This is a genomic window from Pseudoxanthomonas sp. SGT-18 (assembly GCF_003931645.1).
In the GTDB taxonomy this organism is placed as follows: domain Bacteria; phylum Pseudomonadota; class Gammaproteobacteria; order Xanthomonadales; family Xanthomonadaceae; genus Pseudoxanthomonas.
In genome coordinates this window covers 1-16,369 of record NZ_RRYJ01000014.1, presented here as the reverse complement: position 1 = coordinate 16,369, position 16,369 = coordinate 1, and the positions used below count along the sequence as shown (strand labels likewise).

General features: G+C 70.4%; 15 protein-coding genes and 1 pseudogene. 1 reads left to right on the top strand and 15 read right to left on the bottom strand.

The features are described 5' to 3' along the window. Positions 1-11: 11 nt before the first annotated feature. Entirely contained in the window at positions 12-908 is an 897-nt protein-coding gene (locus EIM47_RS15265; protein WP_125077393.1) for an SH3 domain-containing protein, read from the bottom strand. Between the two features lie 319 nt (positions 909-1,227). Continuing rightward, positions 1,228-1,791, bottom strand: a complete 564-nt coding sequence (gene orn, locus EIM47_RS15260; RefSeq protein ID WP_028915587.1) for an oligoribonuclease — start codon at positions 1,789-1,791, stop codon at positions 1,228-1,230. A 97-nt stretch (positions 1,792-1,888) separates the two neighbouring features. On the opposite strand from orn, the gene EIM47_RS15255 reads away from it, so the two are divergent. Next, a complete protein-coding gene (locus EIM47_RS15255) occupies positions 1,889-2,353 on the top strand; it encodes a DUF2721 domain-containing protein (RefSeq protein WP_125077392.1) in 465 nt (154 codons plus the stop codon). A 7-nt stretch (positions 2,354-2,360) separates the two neighbouring features. Here the strand turns inward: EIM47_RS15255 and tadA are convergent, their stop codons facing one another. From tadA to EIM47_RS15195, 13 genes and pseudogenes are all read right to left on the bottom strand, one after another. Continuing rightward, the gene (gene tadA / locus EIM47_RS16045; protein ID WP_028915589.1) at positions 2,361-2,843 is read right to left on the bottom strand and encodes a tRNA adenosine(34) deaminase TadA; all 483 of its coding nucleotides are present in this window, start codon (positions 2,841-2,843) and stop codon (positions 2,361-2,363) included. Between the two features lie 102 nt (positions 2,844-2,945). Further along, positions 2,946-3,275, bottom strand: a pseudogene (locus tag EIM47_RS16040) (GNAT family N-acetyltransferase); the annotation flags it as partial. Positions 3,276-3,548: 273 nt separating this feature from the next. Further along, positions 3,549-4,160 carry an AprI/Inh family metalloprotease inhibitor gene (locus EIM47_RS15245; protein ID WP_125077403.1) on the bottom strand — a complete coding sequence of 204 codons (612 nt, stop codon included), beginning with the start codon at positions 4,158-4,160 and terminating at the stop codon, positions 3,549-3,551. Positions 4,161-4,257: 97 nt separating this feature from the next. Beyond that, on the bottom strand, positions 4,258-4,935 hold the full coding sequence (locus EIM47_RS15240) for a type 1 glutamine amidotransferase domain-containing protein (protein WP_019397343.1): 678 nt from the start codon (positions 4,933-4,935) through the stop codon (positions 4,258-4,260). A gap of 59 nt (positions 4,936-4,994) precedes the next feature. After that, positions 4,995-5,981: an aldo/keto reductase gene (locus EIM47_RS15235; protein ID WP_125077390.1), complete on the bottom strand. Its 987-nt coding sequence runs from the start codon at positions 5,979-5,981 to the stop codon at positions 4,995-4,997. Between the two features lie 347 nt (positions 5,982-6,328). Continuing rightward, positions 6,329-6,670 carry a zinc ribbon domain-containing protein YjdM gene (locus EIM47_RS15230; RefSeq protein ID WP_026010237.1) on the bottom strand — a complete coding sequence of 114 codons (342 nt, stop codon included), beginning with the start codon at positions 6,668-6,670 and terminating at the stop codon, positions 6,329-6,331. Positions 6,671-6,713: 43 nt separating this feature from the next. Continuing rightward, positions 6,714-7,622 carry a lipocalin family protein gene (locus EIM47_RS15225; protein ID WP_240626257.1) on the bottom strand — a complete coding sequence of 303 codons (909 nt, stop codon included), beginning with the start codon at positions 7,620-7,622 and terminating at the stop codon, positions 6,714-6,716. 34 nt (positions 7,623-7,656) lie between these two features. Further along, positions 7,657-7,830, bottom strand: a complete 174-nt coding sequence (locus EIM47_RS15220; protein WP_019397347.1) for a DUF1328 domain-containing protein — start codon at positions 7,828-7,830, stop codon at positions 7,657-7,659. A gap of 102 nt (positions 7,831-7,932) precedes the next feature. Then, on the bottom strand, positions 7,933-9,102 hold the full coding sequence (locus EIM47_RS15215; protein ID WP_125077389.1) for an SDR family oxidoreductase: 1,170 nt from the start codon (positions 9,100-9,102) through the stop codon (positions 7,933-7,935). Positions 9,103-9,281: 179 nt separating this feature from the next. After that, positions 9,282-12,017, bottom strand: coding sequence for a TonB-dependent receptor (locus EIM47_RS15210; RefSeq protein WP_125077388.1), 2,736 nt, complete (start codon positions 12,015-12,017; stop codon positions 9,282-9,284). 483 nt (positions 12,018-12,500) lie between these two features. Beyond that, the gene (locus EIM47_RS15205) at positions 12,501-12,941 is read right to left on the bottom strand and encodes a hypothetical protein (protein ID WP_164514629.1); all 441 of its coding nucleotides are present in this window, start codon (positions 12,939-12,941) and stop codon (positions 12,501-12,503) included. A gap of 75 nt (positions 12,942-13,016) precedes the next feature. Continuing rightward, positions 13,017-13,763, bottom strand: a complete 747-nt coding sequence (locus EIM47_RS15200; protein WP_240626256.1) for a glycoside hydrolase family 11 protein — start codon at positions 13,761-13,763, stop codon at positions 13,017-13,019. 268 nt (positions 13,764-14,031) lie between these two features. Beyond that, positions 14,032-16,116, bottom strand: coding sequence for an alpha-L-arabinofuranosidase (locus tag EIM47_RS15195; RefSeq protein WP_125077385.1), 2,085 nt, complete (start codon positions 16,114-16,116; stop codon positions 14,032-14,034). Positions 16,117-16,369 lie beyond the last annotated feature (253 nt).

Here is a 16,369-nt window from a genome sequence, read left to right as displayed (position 1 = left end):
CGCCCGCCGTCTCAGTCATGGATCCAGAACGAAGTGCTCCTGAACGTGGCCGAGGTCCACCAGCGCGGCGTCCCGAACTGGAAGTTCTCGCGTCCGGCATTGCTCTGCAGCGGCGCGTGGACCCGCCCGTTCCTGCGGTCGGCCTGCCGCGTACCCTTCTCCGGCACCACCGGGCAGATATGGCCGGGGCTCTCGCTGTTGGCGTTCTTCCCCGAGACCAGGCAGACCGCGCCGGCATTGGCCGCCGCCTGCAGTGCGTCCAGGTCGAACTCCCGGCGCCAGCCGAACTGCGGCCCGAACTCCGGCAGCCAGTCGTGCAGGCTGTTGGCGTTGAGCTCGCGCACGGTCTGGTCGTACACCACCGCCACGCTCCTGCCGGAGTTGAGCGCGCTGATCGCGGTCGCCGTCCACCACACCCGCGGCAGGTAGGCGCCGGCCAGGAAGCAGTAGTCGTAGCTGTAGATGTTGCAGAAGGTGCTGCTGCCCTTGCGCAGGTAGCGCGCGCTCCTGTCCACCCGCAGCCAGTGCACGATCTCCAGCAGCTGCGCGGCGCGCGCGGCCGGCGTGCCGGCATCGCGCCGCGGCGCGCCGGCCTCGTTGAGCGCGAAGGCGCGGCCGCCGTCGCGGCCGCGGGTGACCGGCTGGCTGGTCTGCAGGTGCACCTCCACCAGCTTCTTCGCCACCGCCTCCGGGGGCGCCTTTTCCGGTCCGGCCACCAGGTAGGCGGAGGAGACATAGCCCTCGACCGGGGTGCCGTCCAGCCGGGTGCGGATCTTCCACCAGGGCGCCGCCGCCTTCTCCAGCAGGTCCACCTCGTGCCCGCGCGGCAACAGGCCGATGCGGTTGGTCGAAACCACCCTGGGCGAGGACCGCAGGTTCAATTCCGACGCACGTACGACGTACTTCATGCTGCCTCCATGGAGGACAACGGGACATCGGCATGTGGCGAGGCGGCGGGGTCGTGGTGGGCGGGCCCCGGCGGTTGTCGCGCGTCGGCCATGCACCCGCCACGGCGGGTCGTCCGGCGCTGTATCCGGGCCGGTGCGCAGGGCTAGGGGCCGTGGCCCGGGCCGGGAAACGGGCGGAGTTTGCGCCTCGGCCGGCGCCGGCGCCAGTCCCCCCGGCGCGGCGGCGGGAGCGCCGGCGGCGCCTGCCGCGGGCGGCTGGCCGGTCCGTGCCGGCGGACCAGGCGCGGCAACGGAGTCGGGGCGGGCCGGCCCCTGACGCTCAGGCCGCCGGCAGCCCGGCGAACTTGCCCAGGAACTGGCGGTAGTGGCGCAGCTCGGCGATCGAATCGTGCACGTCGCTCAGCGCGGTATGCGCGGCCTGCTTGCCGACCCCGGCCAGCACCTCCGGGCACCAGCGGCGGGCCAGCTCCTTGAGCGTGCTCACGTCCAGGTTGCGGTAGTGGAAGTACTGCTCCAGCCGCGGCATCAGCCGGTGCAGGAAGCGGCGGTCCTGGCAGATCGAGTTGCCGCACATCGGCGAGGCCTTGGCCGGTACCCACTCGTTGAGGAAGGCCACGGTGCGGGCCTCGGCCTGGGCCAGGGTCACGTCGCTGTCCAGCACCCGCTGCCACAGGCCGGAACGGCTGTGCTGGTTGCGGTTCCACTCGTCCATCGCCTGCAGGGTCTCCAGCGGATGGGCGATGGCCAGCTCGGGGCCCTCGGCCAGCACGTTGAGCTGGGCGTCGGTGACGACGGTGGCGATCTCGAGGATGGAATCGCGGTCGGTGTCCAGGCCGGTCATCTCCAGGTCGATCCAGATCAGGCGGTCCATTCCTGCGGCCATGGCCATGCGTTTGCGGAACTCCAACGGTGATGGGGCCGCGCTTGCGGGCGCGGCGGGGGCTGGCATGATACCGCAGGTCCCCATCCACGCCCGGTCGATGCAAGAGTCGAGCACCCATGCCATCTTGGCCGCGATGCTGGCGCCGGCCTTCTTCCTGACAGCCACCGCCTCGCTGCTGCTGTCGGCCAACAACCGCCTGGCCCGGATCATCGACCGCGCGCGGACCCTGCTGCGGGAACTGCCGGAAGTGCGCGACGAGCGCGAGCGGCAGCTGTACGAGAAGCGCATCGCCCTGCAGCGCCTGCGTAGCCTGCTGATGCTGCGCGCCGGGCAGCTGCTGTACATCGCCATCAGCTGCTTCGTCGGCACCAGCCTGGCGGTGGCCGTGGACAACTTCGTCGGGCACCGCCTGGGCTCGCTGCCGATCTGGCTGGCTTCGGCCGGGGTGCTGTCGATGTTTGCCGCCAGCTTCCTGCTGGCGCGCGAGTCCACCCTGGCGGTGACCGCGATCAACGAGGAAATGGACCACCGCCCCACCCGGCCGCTGCCGCCGTGGGGCTGAACCGGGCTCAGACCGGCGGCTTGCCGCGCTTGGCCCGGAAGTAGTTGGTCAGGCGCCGCCCGGCCTCCTCGCCCAGCACCCCGCCCTGCACCAGCACGCGGTGGTTGTGGCGCGGGTCGCCGATGACGTCGAACACACTGCCGCAGGCGCCGGTCTTGGGATCGGCCGCGCCGTAGACCACTCGCGCGACGCGGGCATGGACCAGGGCCATGGCGCACATCGCGCAGGGTTCCAGCGTCACGTACAGGGTGGCGCCGACCAGGCGGTGGTTGGCCAACGCCCGGCCGGCCTGGCGCAGGGCCATGATCTCGGCATGCGCGCTGGGATCGTGGTCGGCGATGTTGCGGTTCCAGCCCTCGCCGATCACCTCGCCTCCGGCCGAGACCACCACCGCGCCCACCGGGATCTCGTCGTATTCCTTCTCCGCGCGCTCGGCCAGGGCCAGGGCCTGGCGCATGTACCGCTCGTCGGCGGCCGGGTCGACCGGCAACGTCCGCGCCGGCTCGCGCGCGTCCAGCAGCTTCCACAGGATCCGGGTCGCGCCCAGCCCGCCCAGCGGCTTGTAGGCGTACTCGGGGATGTCGCCGGCGGTGTGGTAGCCCAGGCGGCGGTAGAACGCGGTGGCGCCCTCGATCAGCGAGGCATCCAGGGTAAGCAGGCGGCGGCCGCGCTCGCGCGCTGCCTGTTCCAGCGCCTGCACCAGGGCCGCACCGACGCCGCGGCCGCGGGCCGCCGGCGCGGTCATCACCTTGGTCAGCTCGCCGCGGTGCGGCTGGCTGGGCGCCTGCACCAGGGCCAGCGAACCGGTGGCCAGCAGCTGGCCGTCCTGCCAGGCGCACAGCACCACGCGCTCGCCGCGCGCGACCGCCTCCAGCGCGCCGCGCCAGAACGCACGCGCCTCGTCCAGCGGCAGCGGGTGCATGAAGCCGACCGAGCCGTTGTTGGCGACGGTCTCCACCAGCAGCGCGGACAGGGCCTCGATGTCGGCCGGCGAGGCCGGACCGATGCGTGCCGCCGATGCCGGCGCCTCCCCAGGGGCCGCGGACGCCGGGACCGCGGATATCTGTTCTGCCACTGCGCGCTTTCCGCAAAACACCAGGGACGCATTCTACGCCTGACCCGCGCCGCGGCAGGCCTGCCGGCCGGGGTAGGCGAACCTTGCCTGGCCGGCGACCATCGCCGGCGGGCGCCGCGACTACTGCGCCGGGTTGAGCATCAGCCCGTACCGCCGATTGCCGTCGCGCGGCAGGTAGAACTCGCGCTCGCCGCTGCGCGGCAGGCGCACGATGGCCTTGCGCGTGGCATCCACCAGTACCAGCGACTGGTCGCGGCCGTCGATCAGCCAGGCAAACGCCTCGCCTTCCAGGCCCAGTGAGGCGAGGCAGGCCGGATCCGCCTCCAGCGCATGCCCGCCGAGGTTGGGCGTGGCCTGCAGCGTGACCGGGCAGACGCTGCCGCCCTCGGTGTCCTCCCACAGGTCCCAGGCGCCGGCCAGGGCGCGTCCGCGATGCCGTCGTCTTCCGTGGCCTTTCCGTGCGCGGGAGCCGTGGCCGGCACCGGGGATGCCGGCTGGCTGCAGCCGGCCAGCAGGAGTAGCACCGCCAGCAGGAAGGTCGACAGGCAGATGCGCCCGGCCATCACCGCACCGCGCCCGTGGCAGCGTGGAACAGGTGGTCGCAGGGATCGACCCGGCCGGGCGCCGGCTCCGGCACCGTCCTGCCGGCCGGCAAAGGCGAACGCGGCCGGCGGGTCGCGCAGGGCCGGCGATCGCACGTGGCAGTCCAGACGCATGGCATCCCCCGGGCATCGGAATGGAGTCCCAGCCGCGGCGAAGGACGCGCGGGCAGTCTACCCGGGCGGCACGCGCGGCGCCGGGCGGCATTGGTGGAGGTGCGCTTGCCGGGTCAGCGCAGCAGGGCCAGCAGCGCCTCGGCCGCCGGCGCCGAGGAGGCCGGGTTCTGCCCGGTCACCAGCAGGCCGTCGCTGACCACGTGGGGCTGGAAGTCGGCCCCCTTGGAGTACTCGCCGCCGTTGTCGCGCAGCATGGCCTCCACCGAGAACGGCACCACCCCGGTCAGACCCACCGCGGCTTCCTCGCTATCGCTGAAGCCGGTGACCTTGCGCCCCTGCACCAACGGCGCGCCGTCGGCACCGCGCACCCGCCGCAGCGCGGCCGGGCCATGGCAGACCGCGCCCAGCGGCTTGCCGGCTTCGGCCGCGCGCGCGGCCAGGGCGATCGAGCGTGGATCCTCGGCCAGGTCCCACAGCGGGCCGTGGCCGCCTGGATAGAACAGCGCGTCGAAGTCGTCCATCGACACCTCGGCCAGCGGCCGGGTGTTGGCAAGCGCCGCCATCGCCGCGGCATCGCCCTGGAAGCGCCGGGTATCGTCGGTCTGCGACTCCGGCGCATCGCTGCGCGGGTCCAGCGGAGGCTGCCCGCCGCGGGGCGAGGCCAGCACCACCTCGGCCCCGGCATCGCGGAAGCGCCAGTACGGGGCGGCCAGTTCCTCCAGCCAGAAGCCGGTCTTCTCGCCGGTCTCGCCCAGGCGATCGTGGGACGTCAGTACCACCAGGATCTTCATGTGCCTGCTCCTGTCGGAAAGTCCAACGGTTGCGCCCGCCTGCGCCCCGGCGCCGGGGGTCACCAGCGCTGGTGCACGTGCGGCTTGATGTCCTGCTCGTAGATCCGCACGACCTCGGCCATGACCTCCGCCGGCAGCGCCGGCAGCCCGGCCGCGGCGATGTTGGCCAGCGCCTGCTCCGGGTTCTTGGCGCCGGGGATGACCACGCTCACCGCCTCGTGCATCAGGATCCAGCGCAGCGCGAACTGGGCCATGGTGGCGCCGGCCGGCACCAGCGGACGCAGTTTCTCCACTGCCGCCAGGCCGACCTCGTAGGGCACGCCGGAGAAAGTCTCGCCGACGTCGAAGGCCTCGCCGTTGCGGTTGAAGTTGCGGTGGTCGCTTTCCTCGAAGCGGGTATCGGCGCGGAACTTGCCGCTGAGCATGCCGCTGGCCAGCGGCACTCGCGCGATCACCGCCACGCCGCGGCGCAGGGCCTCCTGGAAGAACAGCCCGGCCGGGCGCAGGCGGAACATGTTGAAGATGATCTGCACGCTGGCGACGTTCGGGTACTCGATCGCCTTGAGCGCTTCCTCCACCCGCTCCACGCTCACGCCGTAGCGGGCGATCGCACCGCGCTCCACCAGCCGCTCCAGGTGCTCGAAGATCTCCGGATGGTAGTAGGCGTCGGTCGGCGGGCAGTGCAGCTGCAGCAGGTCGAGGGTTTCCATCTCCAGGTTGCGGCGGCTGCGGTCCACCCACTCCTGCAGGTTCTGCGCGGTGTAGCCGGCCACTTCCTGCCTGGGCAGGCGGCGCCCGGCCTTGGTCGCCACGAACGGGCGCTTGCCGCCGCGCTCCTTGAGCACGCGCGCGATCAGGCGCTCGGAGTGGCCGTCGCCGTAGACGTCGGCGGTGTCGATGAAATCCAGGCCGGCATCCAGCGCCGCGTGCAGCGCGGCGATCGAATCGCGGTCGTCGACCGTGCCCCAGGCCGCGCCGATGGCCCAGGCGCCAAAGCCGATCTCGCCGACGGTGTGGCCGCTACGGCCGAAAGGTCTGGAACGCATGCGTGACTCCTGCGGACGGGCCACGCTGGCGGGCAGCGTGGCCGGAAAAGGATTGCGGCGCGGTGGCGCCGGACGAACGCCGAATCATAGCGGACACGCGCGGAGGGGCATGCAGGCGATGGCCGGGCGCCGGCGTTCGGCTACGCCGCGATCGGGGAGCTGCGTCGGCGCCTGGCCCTCCCCCCTACCCCATCCCGCCGGGAAGGGAACGGTGCTCCAGACGACGACGCAGCGCGTGGCAAAGCGCCAGGCCTCGCGGGCGCCATGGCACTGCAGCGGCGCTGCGCTGCACTTGCCCGGGCCACACGCCCCGCCCAATCACCAATCACCAATGATCGGCGATTCGCTCAGGCCTTGCGCAGGAACTGGGTCTTGAGCACCAGGCCCTTGATCTTGTCCGAGTTGCCTTCGATGTGCTCCGCATCGCCCTCGACCAGGCGGATGTTGCGGATCACCGTGCCCTGCTTGAGCGGGATCGAGGAGCCCTTGACCTTCAGGTCCTTGATCACGACCACGGTGTCGCCGGCAGCCAGCGGGTTGCCATTGCTGTCGCGCACGACCAGCCCGGCTTCCGCCTCGGCGCCCTCCTCCTCGGTCCACTCGTGGGCGCAGTCCGGGCAGATCCAGAGCGCGCCGTCGGCGTAGGTGTTGTCCAGTCCGCACTGCGGACAGGAAGGAATGGCAGCCATTGCATCCTCGTTGCAGGAAAAAAACGGCCGCCATTGTAACGGGCTAGCGCGGCTCCCCCGGCGCCGGCATCGCCGCCGGACGCGCACAGCCCGGCACTTCCTCCGCGCCATCCACCGCCAGCGCCGCGCGCAGCGGGTACCACGCCCCGGACATCCTGTCCTGGCACTGCCCGGTGGCCACACGCAACACGACCGTGCCTTGGGCATCGCGCGCCACGATCGCCTGCACGCCCGGCACCAGCGCGTCGGTGCGGCTGGCCAGCTGCAGGCGGCGCGGCTGCGGCAGGTCCGGACCGGTCAGCACCAGCCCCGTGCCATCCACCCGCGCCTGCCAGAACGGCTCGTTGGTCGAGGCCACCAGCGCGTGCGGCACGCTGCGTGCCTCGCTGCCGGGTGCGCCGGCGTCGAACACCAGTTCCGCGACCGGATAACCCAGTTCCTGCGCCTTGCCGACCAGCGAGGCCAGCAGCAGGCGGTCCACCCGCGGCTGCCGCGACAGGATCCACAGGCGGTCCCGGTCCGGCGCGCCGACCAGGGCCCACTGGTATTCCGGGTCCACCGCCAGCACCCAGCGGCGGGTCCAGCCGAACGGCACCCAGGCGCGCCAGCGCGGGGCCACGGCACGGACCTGCAGCGAGCCGGGCGCGCCGGGCACCGGCACCACCTCGGCGTCCTCGCCGATGCGGCGCCCGTCCTCGTCCAGGCAGGACTGATGGGCGTCGAAGCCCTCGCCTGCGCCGGCCCGGTACTCCACCCGCGCCTCGCGCACGCACTTGCGCTGGAAGTCCACCGGCAACCACGCCGCCAGGTGCCAGGGGCCCGCGAAACGTTGCAGGTCCAGCACTGGCAGCGGCAGGTGCCCGGCCACGCCTAGGTCGCGGGCGGGCAGCACGGACGGGAGCAGCAGTAGCAGCAGCAAGGCCGCGCGGGCGAGGTTCCGGGATCTCCTCATGTCGGCGCCGACATTACCAGCACGCGACACCAGATCAAGTCACCTTGCGGAAGATGGTCAGGCCCAGCACGAACAGCACCACCGCGATCAGCAGCGCGGCGACGAACAGGAACTTGGCGATGCCGATCGACACCCCGGCCACGCCACCCAGCCCCAATGCCCCGGCAATCAGTCCGATTACCAGGAAGATGATGGCCCACTTGATCATGCCCTGCTCCGTCCGTTAGGTGACCCGGACCTTACGCAGCGCGGCGTGGCACGGCCGTGAACAACGGCCCTGCCACGCCGCTGGCGTGGTGGCGTGCCCGGCTCACCCGGCGCGGGCGTGCCAGGCACGCAGCAGCTCGGCCTCGCGCTGTCGGTCGATGCCGGCGCGCGGCTTGGCCTGGCGTTCGGCCGGCAGGCTGCGGTACCAGGCCAGCAGGTCGGCCACGGTGTTGGCCAGCGGGCGGAAGGTCAGCCCGGCGGCCACCGCGCGCGCGTTGCTGACCTGGCCATAGCCGGCGTACGGGCCGCGGTTGCGCGGCACCCAGATCGGCAGCTCCACGCCCTGCGCCTCGAGGAACTCCGGGTCCACGTGGGTCAGCTGCAGCGGGGTCGAGGTCACCGCCTGGCAGCCGTGCAGCATCGCGTCCATGGTCAGCGGGTAGCCGGGGCCGACCGCGTTGAAGGTGCCGGTGGTGCCGTTCTCGGCCAGGCGGATCATCCACTCGCCCAGGTCGCGGCCGTCGATCACCTGGATCGGGTCCTGGCCGTCGCCCGGCACCAGCATTTCCCCGCCGTCGGCCACGCGCAGGGGCCAGTAGGTGAAGCGGTCGGTTTCGTCGCGCGGGCCGACGATATAGCCCGGGCGCACGATGGTGGTGCGCTCGCCGAACTGCTTCCAGGCCTCGGCCTCGCTGAGCGCCTTCAGCGGGCCGTACAGGTTCTCCATGTCGGCCAGCAGGGTCTGCCGCGTCTCGGCCATGGCATCGCGGCCGCGGTACTGCGCCAGCGGCGCGTCCTCGTCGATGCCGGGGCGGCTGCCGTCGGCGTAGACCGAGATGGTGGAGATGAACAGGTAATGCCCGATCTTGCCGCGCAGCGCCTTGCCCGCATCGCGCACCCACGACGGCAGGCTGGTCGGGTTGTCGATGCACACGTCCCAGCGCCGCCCGCGCAGCGCCGACAGGTCGCCGGTCTCGCGGTCGCCGTGCAGCTGCTCGACCTCCCCCGGCCACTCCGGCGAGGGTCGCTTGCCGCGGTTGAACAGGGTCACCTTGTGCCCGCGGGCCAGCGCGTAGCGCACCTGGAACGGGCCGGTGAAGCCGGTGCCGCCAAGGATCAGGATGTTGAGCGGGCGCTTGGCCTTCTCCACCTGCGGCAGGTCGGTGGCGGCGGCGGCCGGCGCGCCGCCGCCTGCGGCCAGGGCCGGCAGGGCGGCGGCGGAGGCGGCGGCAAGCGCGCCCAGCCTCAGCAGGTCGCGGCGGGTGGTTTCCATGGGGCTCTCCGTGCGTGGTGAAAACGACTGGATACCACCCTGCCCGCGCGGCTGCCCATGCGGGAAGTTGGCATGACCTCCGGCCCATCCCCGCGGCAAGGCGGGCGCCACCGGACGGCAAAAAAATGGCCCGCCGGTGAGGGCGGGCCAAGGTACTACAGGGAGGTGTCCGTTCGCGCTTAGAACTTGTAGCTCGCGCCCACCAGCCAGGTGCGGCCCCACTCGACGGTCTCGAGCGGACGGTCCTTGGTGCCGGCGTAGGTGCGGTAACGCGAGTTGTTGAGGTTGCTGCCCTGCAGGTACAGGCTCAGGCCCTGCAGCGAACTGCCCTGGGCGAAGCTGTAGGCCACCTGGGCGTCGATCACGTCCTCGCCCTCGACGTAACGCAGGGTGCGGACGCCGTCGAAGTTGCCGATCTCGCCGATGAAGTCCGAACGCTTGCGCTGGTTGACGCGGATCTCGAAGCCGTTGTTCTCGTAGTACGCGGTGAAGTTGTACACGCGCTTGGACAGGCCCGGCAGCATGATCGGATCGCTGCCCACGCTGCTGGCGCTTTCCGGATCCAGGATCTGGATGTCGCTGTCGTTGTAGCTGGCGCTGGCCACCACGCCGAAGCCGCGCAGGGCGTCGGAGAACAGGTCCAGCGGCAGCGACGCGGTCAGCTCGGCACCACGCAGGCTGCCACCCTGGCCGTTGAACGGCGCGCTGTAGTTGCCGGTGTTCTGCACCGGGATGTCGATGGTGTCACCGTTGACCGCCAGCCACTGCTCGACCTGGTTGGTGAAGTCGTAGCCGTCGCGGGTCTGGGTGTAGATGTAGCTGCGCAGGTCCTTGTAGAACACCGCAGCGGCCACGTAGGCACGGTTGCCGAAGTACTTCTCCCAGGACAGGTCGATGGCGTTGGCCACCCACGGATCCAGGTTCGGGTTGCCGCCGCTGGCGCCCGGACGGCCGGTGCTGGTGTCCACGCCGAACTCCATCGAGGCGCGCAGCTGGTCGACGCGCGGACGCGCGACCTGGCGGGCCATGGCGAAGCGCAGGGTGTTCTCCGCCGGCAGCTCGAAGGACAGGTTCAGGCTCGGCAGGAAGTCGGTGTAGCTCTTGCCGTCGGCGATCGGGATCACCTGGCTGCCGACCGGCTGGCTCTCGTCCCAGTAGTTGGAGCTGGAGAACTGGTCGACGTGCTGGGCCTGGATGCCGACGTTACCGCGCACCGGGATCTCGCCGATCATCGCGTTGATGTTGGCGCGGAACCAGGTGGTGGTGATCTCTTCCTCGACCGCCCACTGCTTGGGCACCAGGTAGGACTCGGCGGTGGTCGGGTTGAACTCCATGTAGCGGGCCACGGCGGCCGGCACGTTCCAGGCCGGGATCAGGCCGGCGCCGGCGAAGCCCAGGTTGACCGGGGCGTACTGCAGGTCGGCGGCGATGCTGGTCTCGCCCTGCGCACCGAGGTTGATGTTGCCCTCGGCCTGGGTCTTGCGCTTGCGGCGGTCGGCGAAGTTGGCACCGATGTCGAAGTCCGACAGCCAGTTGCCCATGCTCTCCGGCGCGTTGAAGTTGGCGGTCAGGCGGAAGCTGCGCAGCTCGTCGTCCACGTGCGGGACCTTGCCGTAGCCGGAGCCGTAGATGGTGTTGGTCAGGTACAGCTGGGACGGGTCGGAGTAGTCCATGCCCGGGGTCAGCTGCGGGAAGCCGTTGCCGGAGAAGTCCAGCGCCACCGAGTCAAGCTGCGGGGCCGGCAGGCGCTGCAGGTTGTTCTCCAGGTTCAGCTCGTCGCGCTCGGCCTTGGACCAGCTGACGTCGGCCATCAGGCGCCAGCTGTCGAACGACAGCTCGTTCTTCCAGCCGAGTGCCTTGATGTTGTCCTCGCGGTGGTTGTACATGCCGCGCACCAGCGGGTACACGTTGCGCGCCACGCCGCCGGTGAAGGTGCCATTGCCGTTGACCTTGGCGTTGTCGACCTGCAGGCGGTCGTAGCCGCCGTTGTAGTCGCCCAGGTGGATTTCCAGCTGGTTGGCGGTGTCGTACTCCTCGGCGTCGGTGTAGAACGCGTCGAGGGTGCTGGTCCAGGTGTTGTTCGGACGGTACTGGATGGTCGCCATCAGGCCGTCGCGCTTGGCATTGCCGGTGCGGCGCAGGGCCTTGATGCCGCCGGAGTACCAGGTGCCGGCCTCGACGCCCGGGCGCCAGCCGTCGCCGACCTGCTCCCACGGCTCGTACAGGCCGACCTGGTTCTCCTGCTTGGCCATGTCCGAGTGCGAGTAGCCCAGGGCGATGCCCAGGGTGCCGTCGGCGAACTTGTCCACGAAGCTGGCGTTGAAGCGGTTGCCGTACGGGTCCACGCCGGCGGCTTCGCCCAGCGAGTTCTTCTGGTAGCGGCCGCTGACCGAGATCACGCGGTCGCCGTAGCTCAGCGGACGCACGGTCTGCATGTCGATGGTGCCCGACAGGCCCTGGCCGATCAGGCCGGAGTCCGGGGTCTTGTAGACGGTGACGCCGTTGATCAGCTCGGACGGGTACTGGTCGAACTCGACGCTGCGGTTGTCGCCGGTGCTGACCAGCTCGCGGCCGTTGAGCAGGGTGGTGGCGAAGTCCGGGGACAGGCCGCGCACGCTGATGACCTGGGCGCGACCGGCGACGCGCTGCGCCGCCAGGCCCGGCAGGCGCGCGATCGACTCGGCGATGCTCACGTCCGGCAGCTTGCCGATGTCCTCGGCCGAGACCGCCTCGACGATGGAGGTGGAGTCGCGCTTGACCGAGATCGCGCTCTCGATGCCGCGACGGATGCCGGTGACGGTGACCGTATCGAGGTTGGTGGCGTCGCCGCTGTTGTCCTGGGCGTTCACGCCGGCCGCGCTCAGCGCGATGGCAGACGCCAGCGCCGCGCTAAGCATGTTGCGCTTGTGATGCATGTCCCCTCTCCAAGGAAGTGGTGTGCGATGGCCGGGTACGTCGCCTTGCGATCGCCCGGTCCTTTAAGCGCCCGGGACCTGCCCGGAGCGTGCGGCAATGGTAGTGGCCGGTCACACTTGCGGAAGCCTTGTGCATACGTATTCATGGCCCCGCGCAGGCGTTTTTTGCCCTTCCTGCGGTGCCCGCGGAAAAGACAGCGCTGGACATTCCCGCCACGACATGCCAGCGCGATGCCGCCGCACATCGACGCAGGCAAGCGCCGGGCACTGCCCGCGTTCGCAAACCGCTTCCGCATAGTCAGGGCAGGCGAAGCGCGCCGCGCCGCTACAGTGCCCAGCACGCTGGCGGCGCCCGACGCGTCGCCACGCGGCGCGACATTGCCGCCGGATCCGACCTTCGCAGCCCGGGTAGGCGAAGCGCACTCGTGAGCAACGCACCCGCCACGCCTGGCTGCCCTGGCCTGGGCGACACCGCCCGCCGGCTCACCCGCCCCGGCAGCGCTGCCAGCCCCTGTCCCGGGCCATGACCTGCTCCCAGCCATCCTCCAGCCGGCGCATGGCCTGCCCGCCAGCGCAGGCATACCCGAGCTGGCGGGCCTCGGCGCTCCCCAGCGGCGGCAGTTCGATCACGCTGCCCGAAGGCGCCGGCCGCCCCTGGAGCCTTGCGTCCATCTGCACCAGCGAGCGCTCGATCCCCTCGCAGAAGGCCACCATGCGCGGATGTGGGTGGCTCCGGAACTGCTCGCAGTTCATGGGCGTCGTATCACGCGCCATCACGTTGGGTGGCTGCCGCGGCACGTACGCCGGCGGCCTGTATTCCCCGCGAGGCCCCTGCGCACGCAGGGTCTGCGCCTGCGCGCACACCGCGGCCAGCAGCGACAGTGCAAGCGCCAGCCAAGGCGCCAGTCCCGTTCCCCGCATCATCTCCCCCTGCGACAACGCCCTTGTCCCCGATCCGGCCCCTGCTTTCGCAGCCTGGCCGGATCGGGCACTCCTTCCTTACGGAGCCTCCTCCCACACCCGCCCCGACACGGTGCCGCCCTTTTCCACCATGAAGACCTCCACCGCGAAGACCTGGTACGTGGGATCGTCGCTGGCGTCGAAGTTGTCCATGTCCGGCAGCTTCCAGCCATTGCGCTCCCAGGCGGCGACGTGGTCGGCAAAGATGATCTTGTGGTCCTGGCCCAGCGGCAGCTGCTCCTTGGGCCTGCTCCAGTACTGGTAGAACGTGGCGGTGTTGTTGATCGAGGGCTTCTCGCGGCGCACGGTGCGGATGGTGGTGTATTCCACGCCGTTGCTGGTGAAGCTCACGCCCTCCTCGCCCCCCTGCCCCGGCGTGCGGACGCCGCGCTGGACCACGTAGTACTCCACCAGGTGGGCCGGATCGCTCGGGTCCATGTCCTTGTTGTAGCCCCAGCCATACAGGGTGACGTAGCTGGCGCCGGAGTCCTCGTTGAGGTGGTAGCCGATCACGCGGTTGCGGTCGCCACGTTCCCAGCCCGGGCCGCCGACGTAGTTGTAGTCGCCGCCCACCCAGTCGATCCTGAAGTTGCCCTGCTCGTCCAGCTTGAACGAGGCTTCGCCGCCGTCCTTCCAGTGGGTGAAGAACAGGTCGCCGACGTGGCCGGTGGCATGGCTCTGGGTGAGCAGGGCCTCGCCCTCGAAACGCCGGGTGTAGGCCTTGAACTTGGAGATCGGCGGCTTGGCCTGCCCGGCGGCGGCCTGCCCGGCCTGCGGCTGTGCCACCTCGGCCGCAGCATCGGGCGCCGGGGGAGAATCGCAGCCGGCGAGGCCCAGGATCAGGGCGGAAGCCAGGAGGGCTTGGGTGAGGCGAGAGGTCATGAGCTACCGGTAGACATGGGACGAGGGGGCAGCATGGCCTGCCCGTGCCGTTTAGCCAAGTGCAGGTGTCATGGGGAAATGCGGGGCAATGCGCGGCGGGACGTGCTTCTTGCGGTTGATGCTTTCCACGCGGCGCGTGCCCGGCTAACCAGCCGGACACGCCCTGCCGCGGTCAGGCCCGCTCGAAGTGATAGATCTCCACGCTTGCCGGGGCGATGGTCAGGGAGCCGGCCGAGGCGTCGAACGTGGACTCCCTGGCACCGACCTGCTCCGGCTCCCCGAGCGGATTCTTCGCGTCCGGGCCGGGGCCGCTGAACTTCCAGCAGCGCCCCGCCGCCTTGGGCCTGAAGCCCTGCAGCGCGAGCGAGAAGCTGTGCGGCGCTTCGGTGCCGTTGACCACGGCCACGGCCAGGGTCCGGCCATCGGCGGTCAGCGCTGCGGACACGTCCAGCGGATACGTGTCGCCGCCAGTATTGACGCTGGGCTGGTCGCCGCCGACCGGGTACTTCGGCGCGGGCGTGGGCGAGTTGCCGTTGACCACCACCGGCACGGTGCCAAAGCGCTCCTGGTAGAACTGGAACATCCGCCCCTTGATGCTGATCTGCGAGCGCGTGCGGTCGAAGTTCATCCACGCGGTGGCCATGGTGTAGCCGGCCATCGCGATGAAGTCGGTGTGGCGGAAGAACTCGTGGAACGCGGCGGCAATCGCCAGGGCGCCCTTGAGGTCGTCCTCGAAGTGGAAGGCCCATTCGTCGAAGAACACCTTGACGCTGCCCTTCTCCAGCTCCGGGAAGTGCTTCTTGTACTGCTCCCAGGCATCCACCATGGTGCGGATGCGGTCGGGCATCTGGTGCACCCACTCGTTGAGCGTCTGGGTCACATCCACCAGCTTGCCGGTGGCCAGGTCGAAGCGCTTGCCAGCCGGCGGATAGGCGTGGGTGCCCAGTGCGTCGAACCTGCCCCAGCTGTCCTTGAACATGCCGTAGGCCCAGTCGCGGTCGGAGCCGACATGCACCTGCGGCTGGCCTTCGATGAAGATGCCCTGGCCGGTGGTCATCTCGTCGACGAAACCACCGGGAGCCACGATGTAGATGTCCGGGTCCACCTTGCGCATGGCGTCCACGAACATGTTGTGCTTGACCGTGTACTGGTCACGGGCCATGTGCCCGTACTGCCAGTGGCCGTACATCTCGTTGCCCACCGCCCAGTACTTCACGCGATAAGGCTCGGCGCGACCATTGGCCGCCCGCTTCGCGCCCCACTCGGTGTCGGCGCTGCCGTTGACGTACTCGACCAGCTGGGCGCCGGAGCGCGGATCGCCGAAGCCGGTGTTCACGCACCAGAATGGCTCGCATCCGATCAGCTCGCACAGCTGCAGTAGCTCATCCACGCCCACGTCGTTGGGCTGCACCGCGTTCCACACCGGGTCCAGGACGGGCGGGCGCCGGTCGGGGTCGCCAATGGTGTTCTCCCAGTCGTACGCGGAGATGAAGTTGCCGCCCGGCATCCGCAGGATGTGGCAGTTCATCTGCTTCATCAGCGCCACGGTGTCGGCGCGGAACCCGCGCACGTTGTCCGCCGGCATCAGCGACACCGCCCCCACGCCGAAGCGGCCACGGCCCTGGCCAACGATCTCCAGGCGCGCGTCGGTGGTGTCCGCGCCAGGCTCGAAACGGAAGCGTTGGGTCTGCCACTGCGACGACGCCCGCACCCGGGTGGAAAGCGTCTTGCCGCCATCCCGGACCAGCCTGACGGCGACCGTCACGCCCGGGTCGGCCCACAGGACGATGCGGCCGTCGTAAGGCGTACCGGATTTCAGGGCCAGGCCGTGCTGCACCATCCCCCGCTCCTGCGAGCCGTCGACGGTGACGACCGGGCTGTGCTCGCCCACGTACGGGCGTTCGGTATCCAGCGCGATGGCGGAGACCGGCCCGATGGCGACCCACTTCTCCATGAAGCCCATCGCGCCGCGGCGATCATCCGGCTTGCGGGCGCGCTCGGCCAGGACGCCGTAATAGAACTTGCGGTCGTCGAGCGTCTCGCTCCACAGGCTGTGGTTGATCAGGTTGCCGATATGCTCGATGAAACCGCCGTAGATCATCGGCGAAATGGGCGGACGCGTGGCCCCGGTATCGATCGTGGCCCGGATGCCACCGGAGGCCGCGAACACCGGCGGAAGCCAAGCCGCCGCGCCCAGCGCCGCCGAGCCCAGCAACAGGTTGCGCCGCGTCAGGTCCACCTTGTGTTGATGCTCCATCAGTCCTCACCTCCCCATGGTCCGTTCGGGTTGCTGCGGGCACCGCGCCAGGCTGCCGCCGTGCCGCGGCCAGGGGCATCGCCCCGCGCCGGCATAGCATAGCCACGGCCGTGCGGCCGCTACCCGACCACAGCAATGCGAATAACGCGCTGAAACATACCAATCCCGACATGGCAGGACGCACCGCGGTACTGCGTCCTGTCCGTTCAACGTGCCGATGGACTGCACAGCCGTCAGGCTGGCGAAGCTCCAC

What these genes read in the sequence shown, in the direction of transcription:
- EIM47_RS15265 (WP_125077393.1), bottom strand. Translation starts at nt 908, where the DNA reads ATGAAGTACGTCGTACGTGCGTCGGAATTGAACCTGCGGTCCTCGCCC.
- orn (WP_028915587.1), bottom strand. Translation starts at nt 1,791, where the DNA reads ATGGCCGCAGGAATGGACCGCCTGATCTGGATCGACCTGGAGATGACC.
- EIM47_RS15255 (WP_125077392.1), top strand. Translation starts at nt 1,889, where the DNA reads ATGCAAGAGTCGAGCACCCATGCCATCTTGGCCGCGATGCTGGCGCCG.
- EIM47_RS15245 (WP_125077403.1), bottom strand. Translation starts at nt 4,160, where the DNA reads ATGCCCGGGGGATGCCATGCGTCTGGACTGCCACGTGCGATCGCCGGC.
- EIM47_RS15240 (WP_019397343.1), bottom strand. Translation starts at nt 4,935, where the DNA reads ATGAAGATCCTGGTGGTACTGACGTCCCACGATCGCCTGGGCGAGACC.
- EIM47_RS15235 (WP_125077390.1), bottom strand. Translation starts at nt 5,981, where the DNA reads ATGCGTTCCAGACCTTTCGGCCGTAGCGGCCACACCGTCGGCGAGATC.
- EIM47_RS15230 (WP_026010237.1), bottom strand. Translation starts at nt 6,670, where the DNA reads ATGGCTGCCATTCCTTCCTGTCCGCAGTGCGGACTGGACAACACCTAC.
- EIM47_RS15225 (WP_240626257.1), bottom strand. Translation starts at nt 7,622, where the DNA reads ATGAGGAGATCCCGGAACCTCGCCCGCGCGGCCTTGCTGCTGCTACTG.
- EIM47_RS15220 (WP_019397347.1), bottom strand. Translation starts at nt 7,830, where the DNA reads ATGATCAAGTGGGCCATCATCTTCCTGGTAATCGGACTGATTGCCGGG.
- EIM47_RS15215 (WP_125077389.1), bottom strand. Translation starts at nt 9,102, where the DNA reads ATGGAAACCACCCGCCGCGACCTGCTGAGGCTGGGCGCGCTTGCCGCC.
- EIM47_RS15210 (WP_125077388.1), bottom strand. Translation starts at nt 12,017, where the DNA reads ATGCATCACAAGCGCAACATGCTTAGCGCGGCGCTGGCGTCTGCCATC.
- EIM47_RS15205 (WP_164514629.1), bottom strand. Translation starts at nt 12,941, where the DNA reads ATGATGCGGGGAACGGGACTGGCGCCTTGGCTGGCGCTTGCACTGTCG.
- EIM47_RS15195 (WP_125077385.1), bottom strand. Translation starts at nt 16,116, where the DNA reads ATGGAGCATCAACACAAGGTGGACCTGACGCGGCGCAACCTGTTGCTG.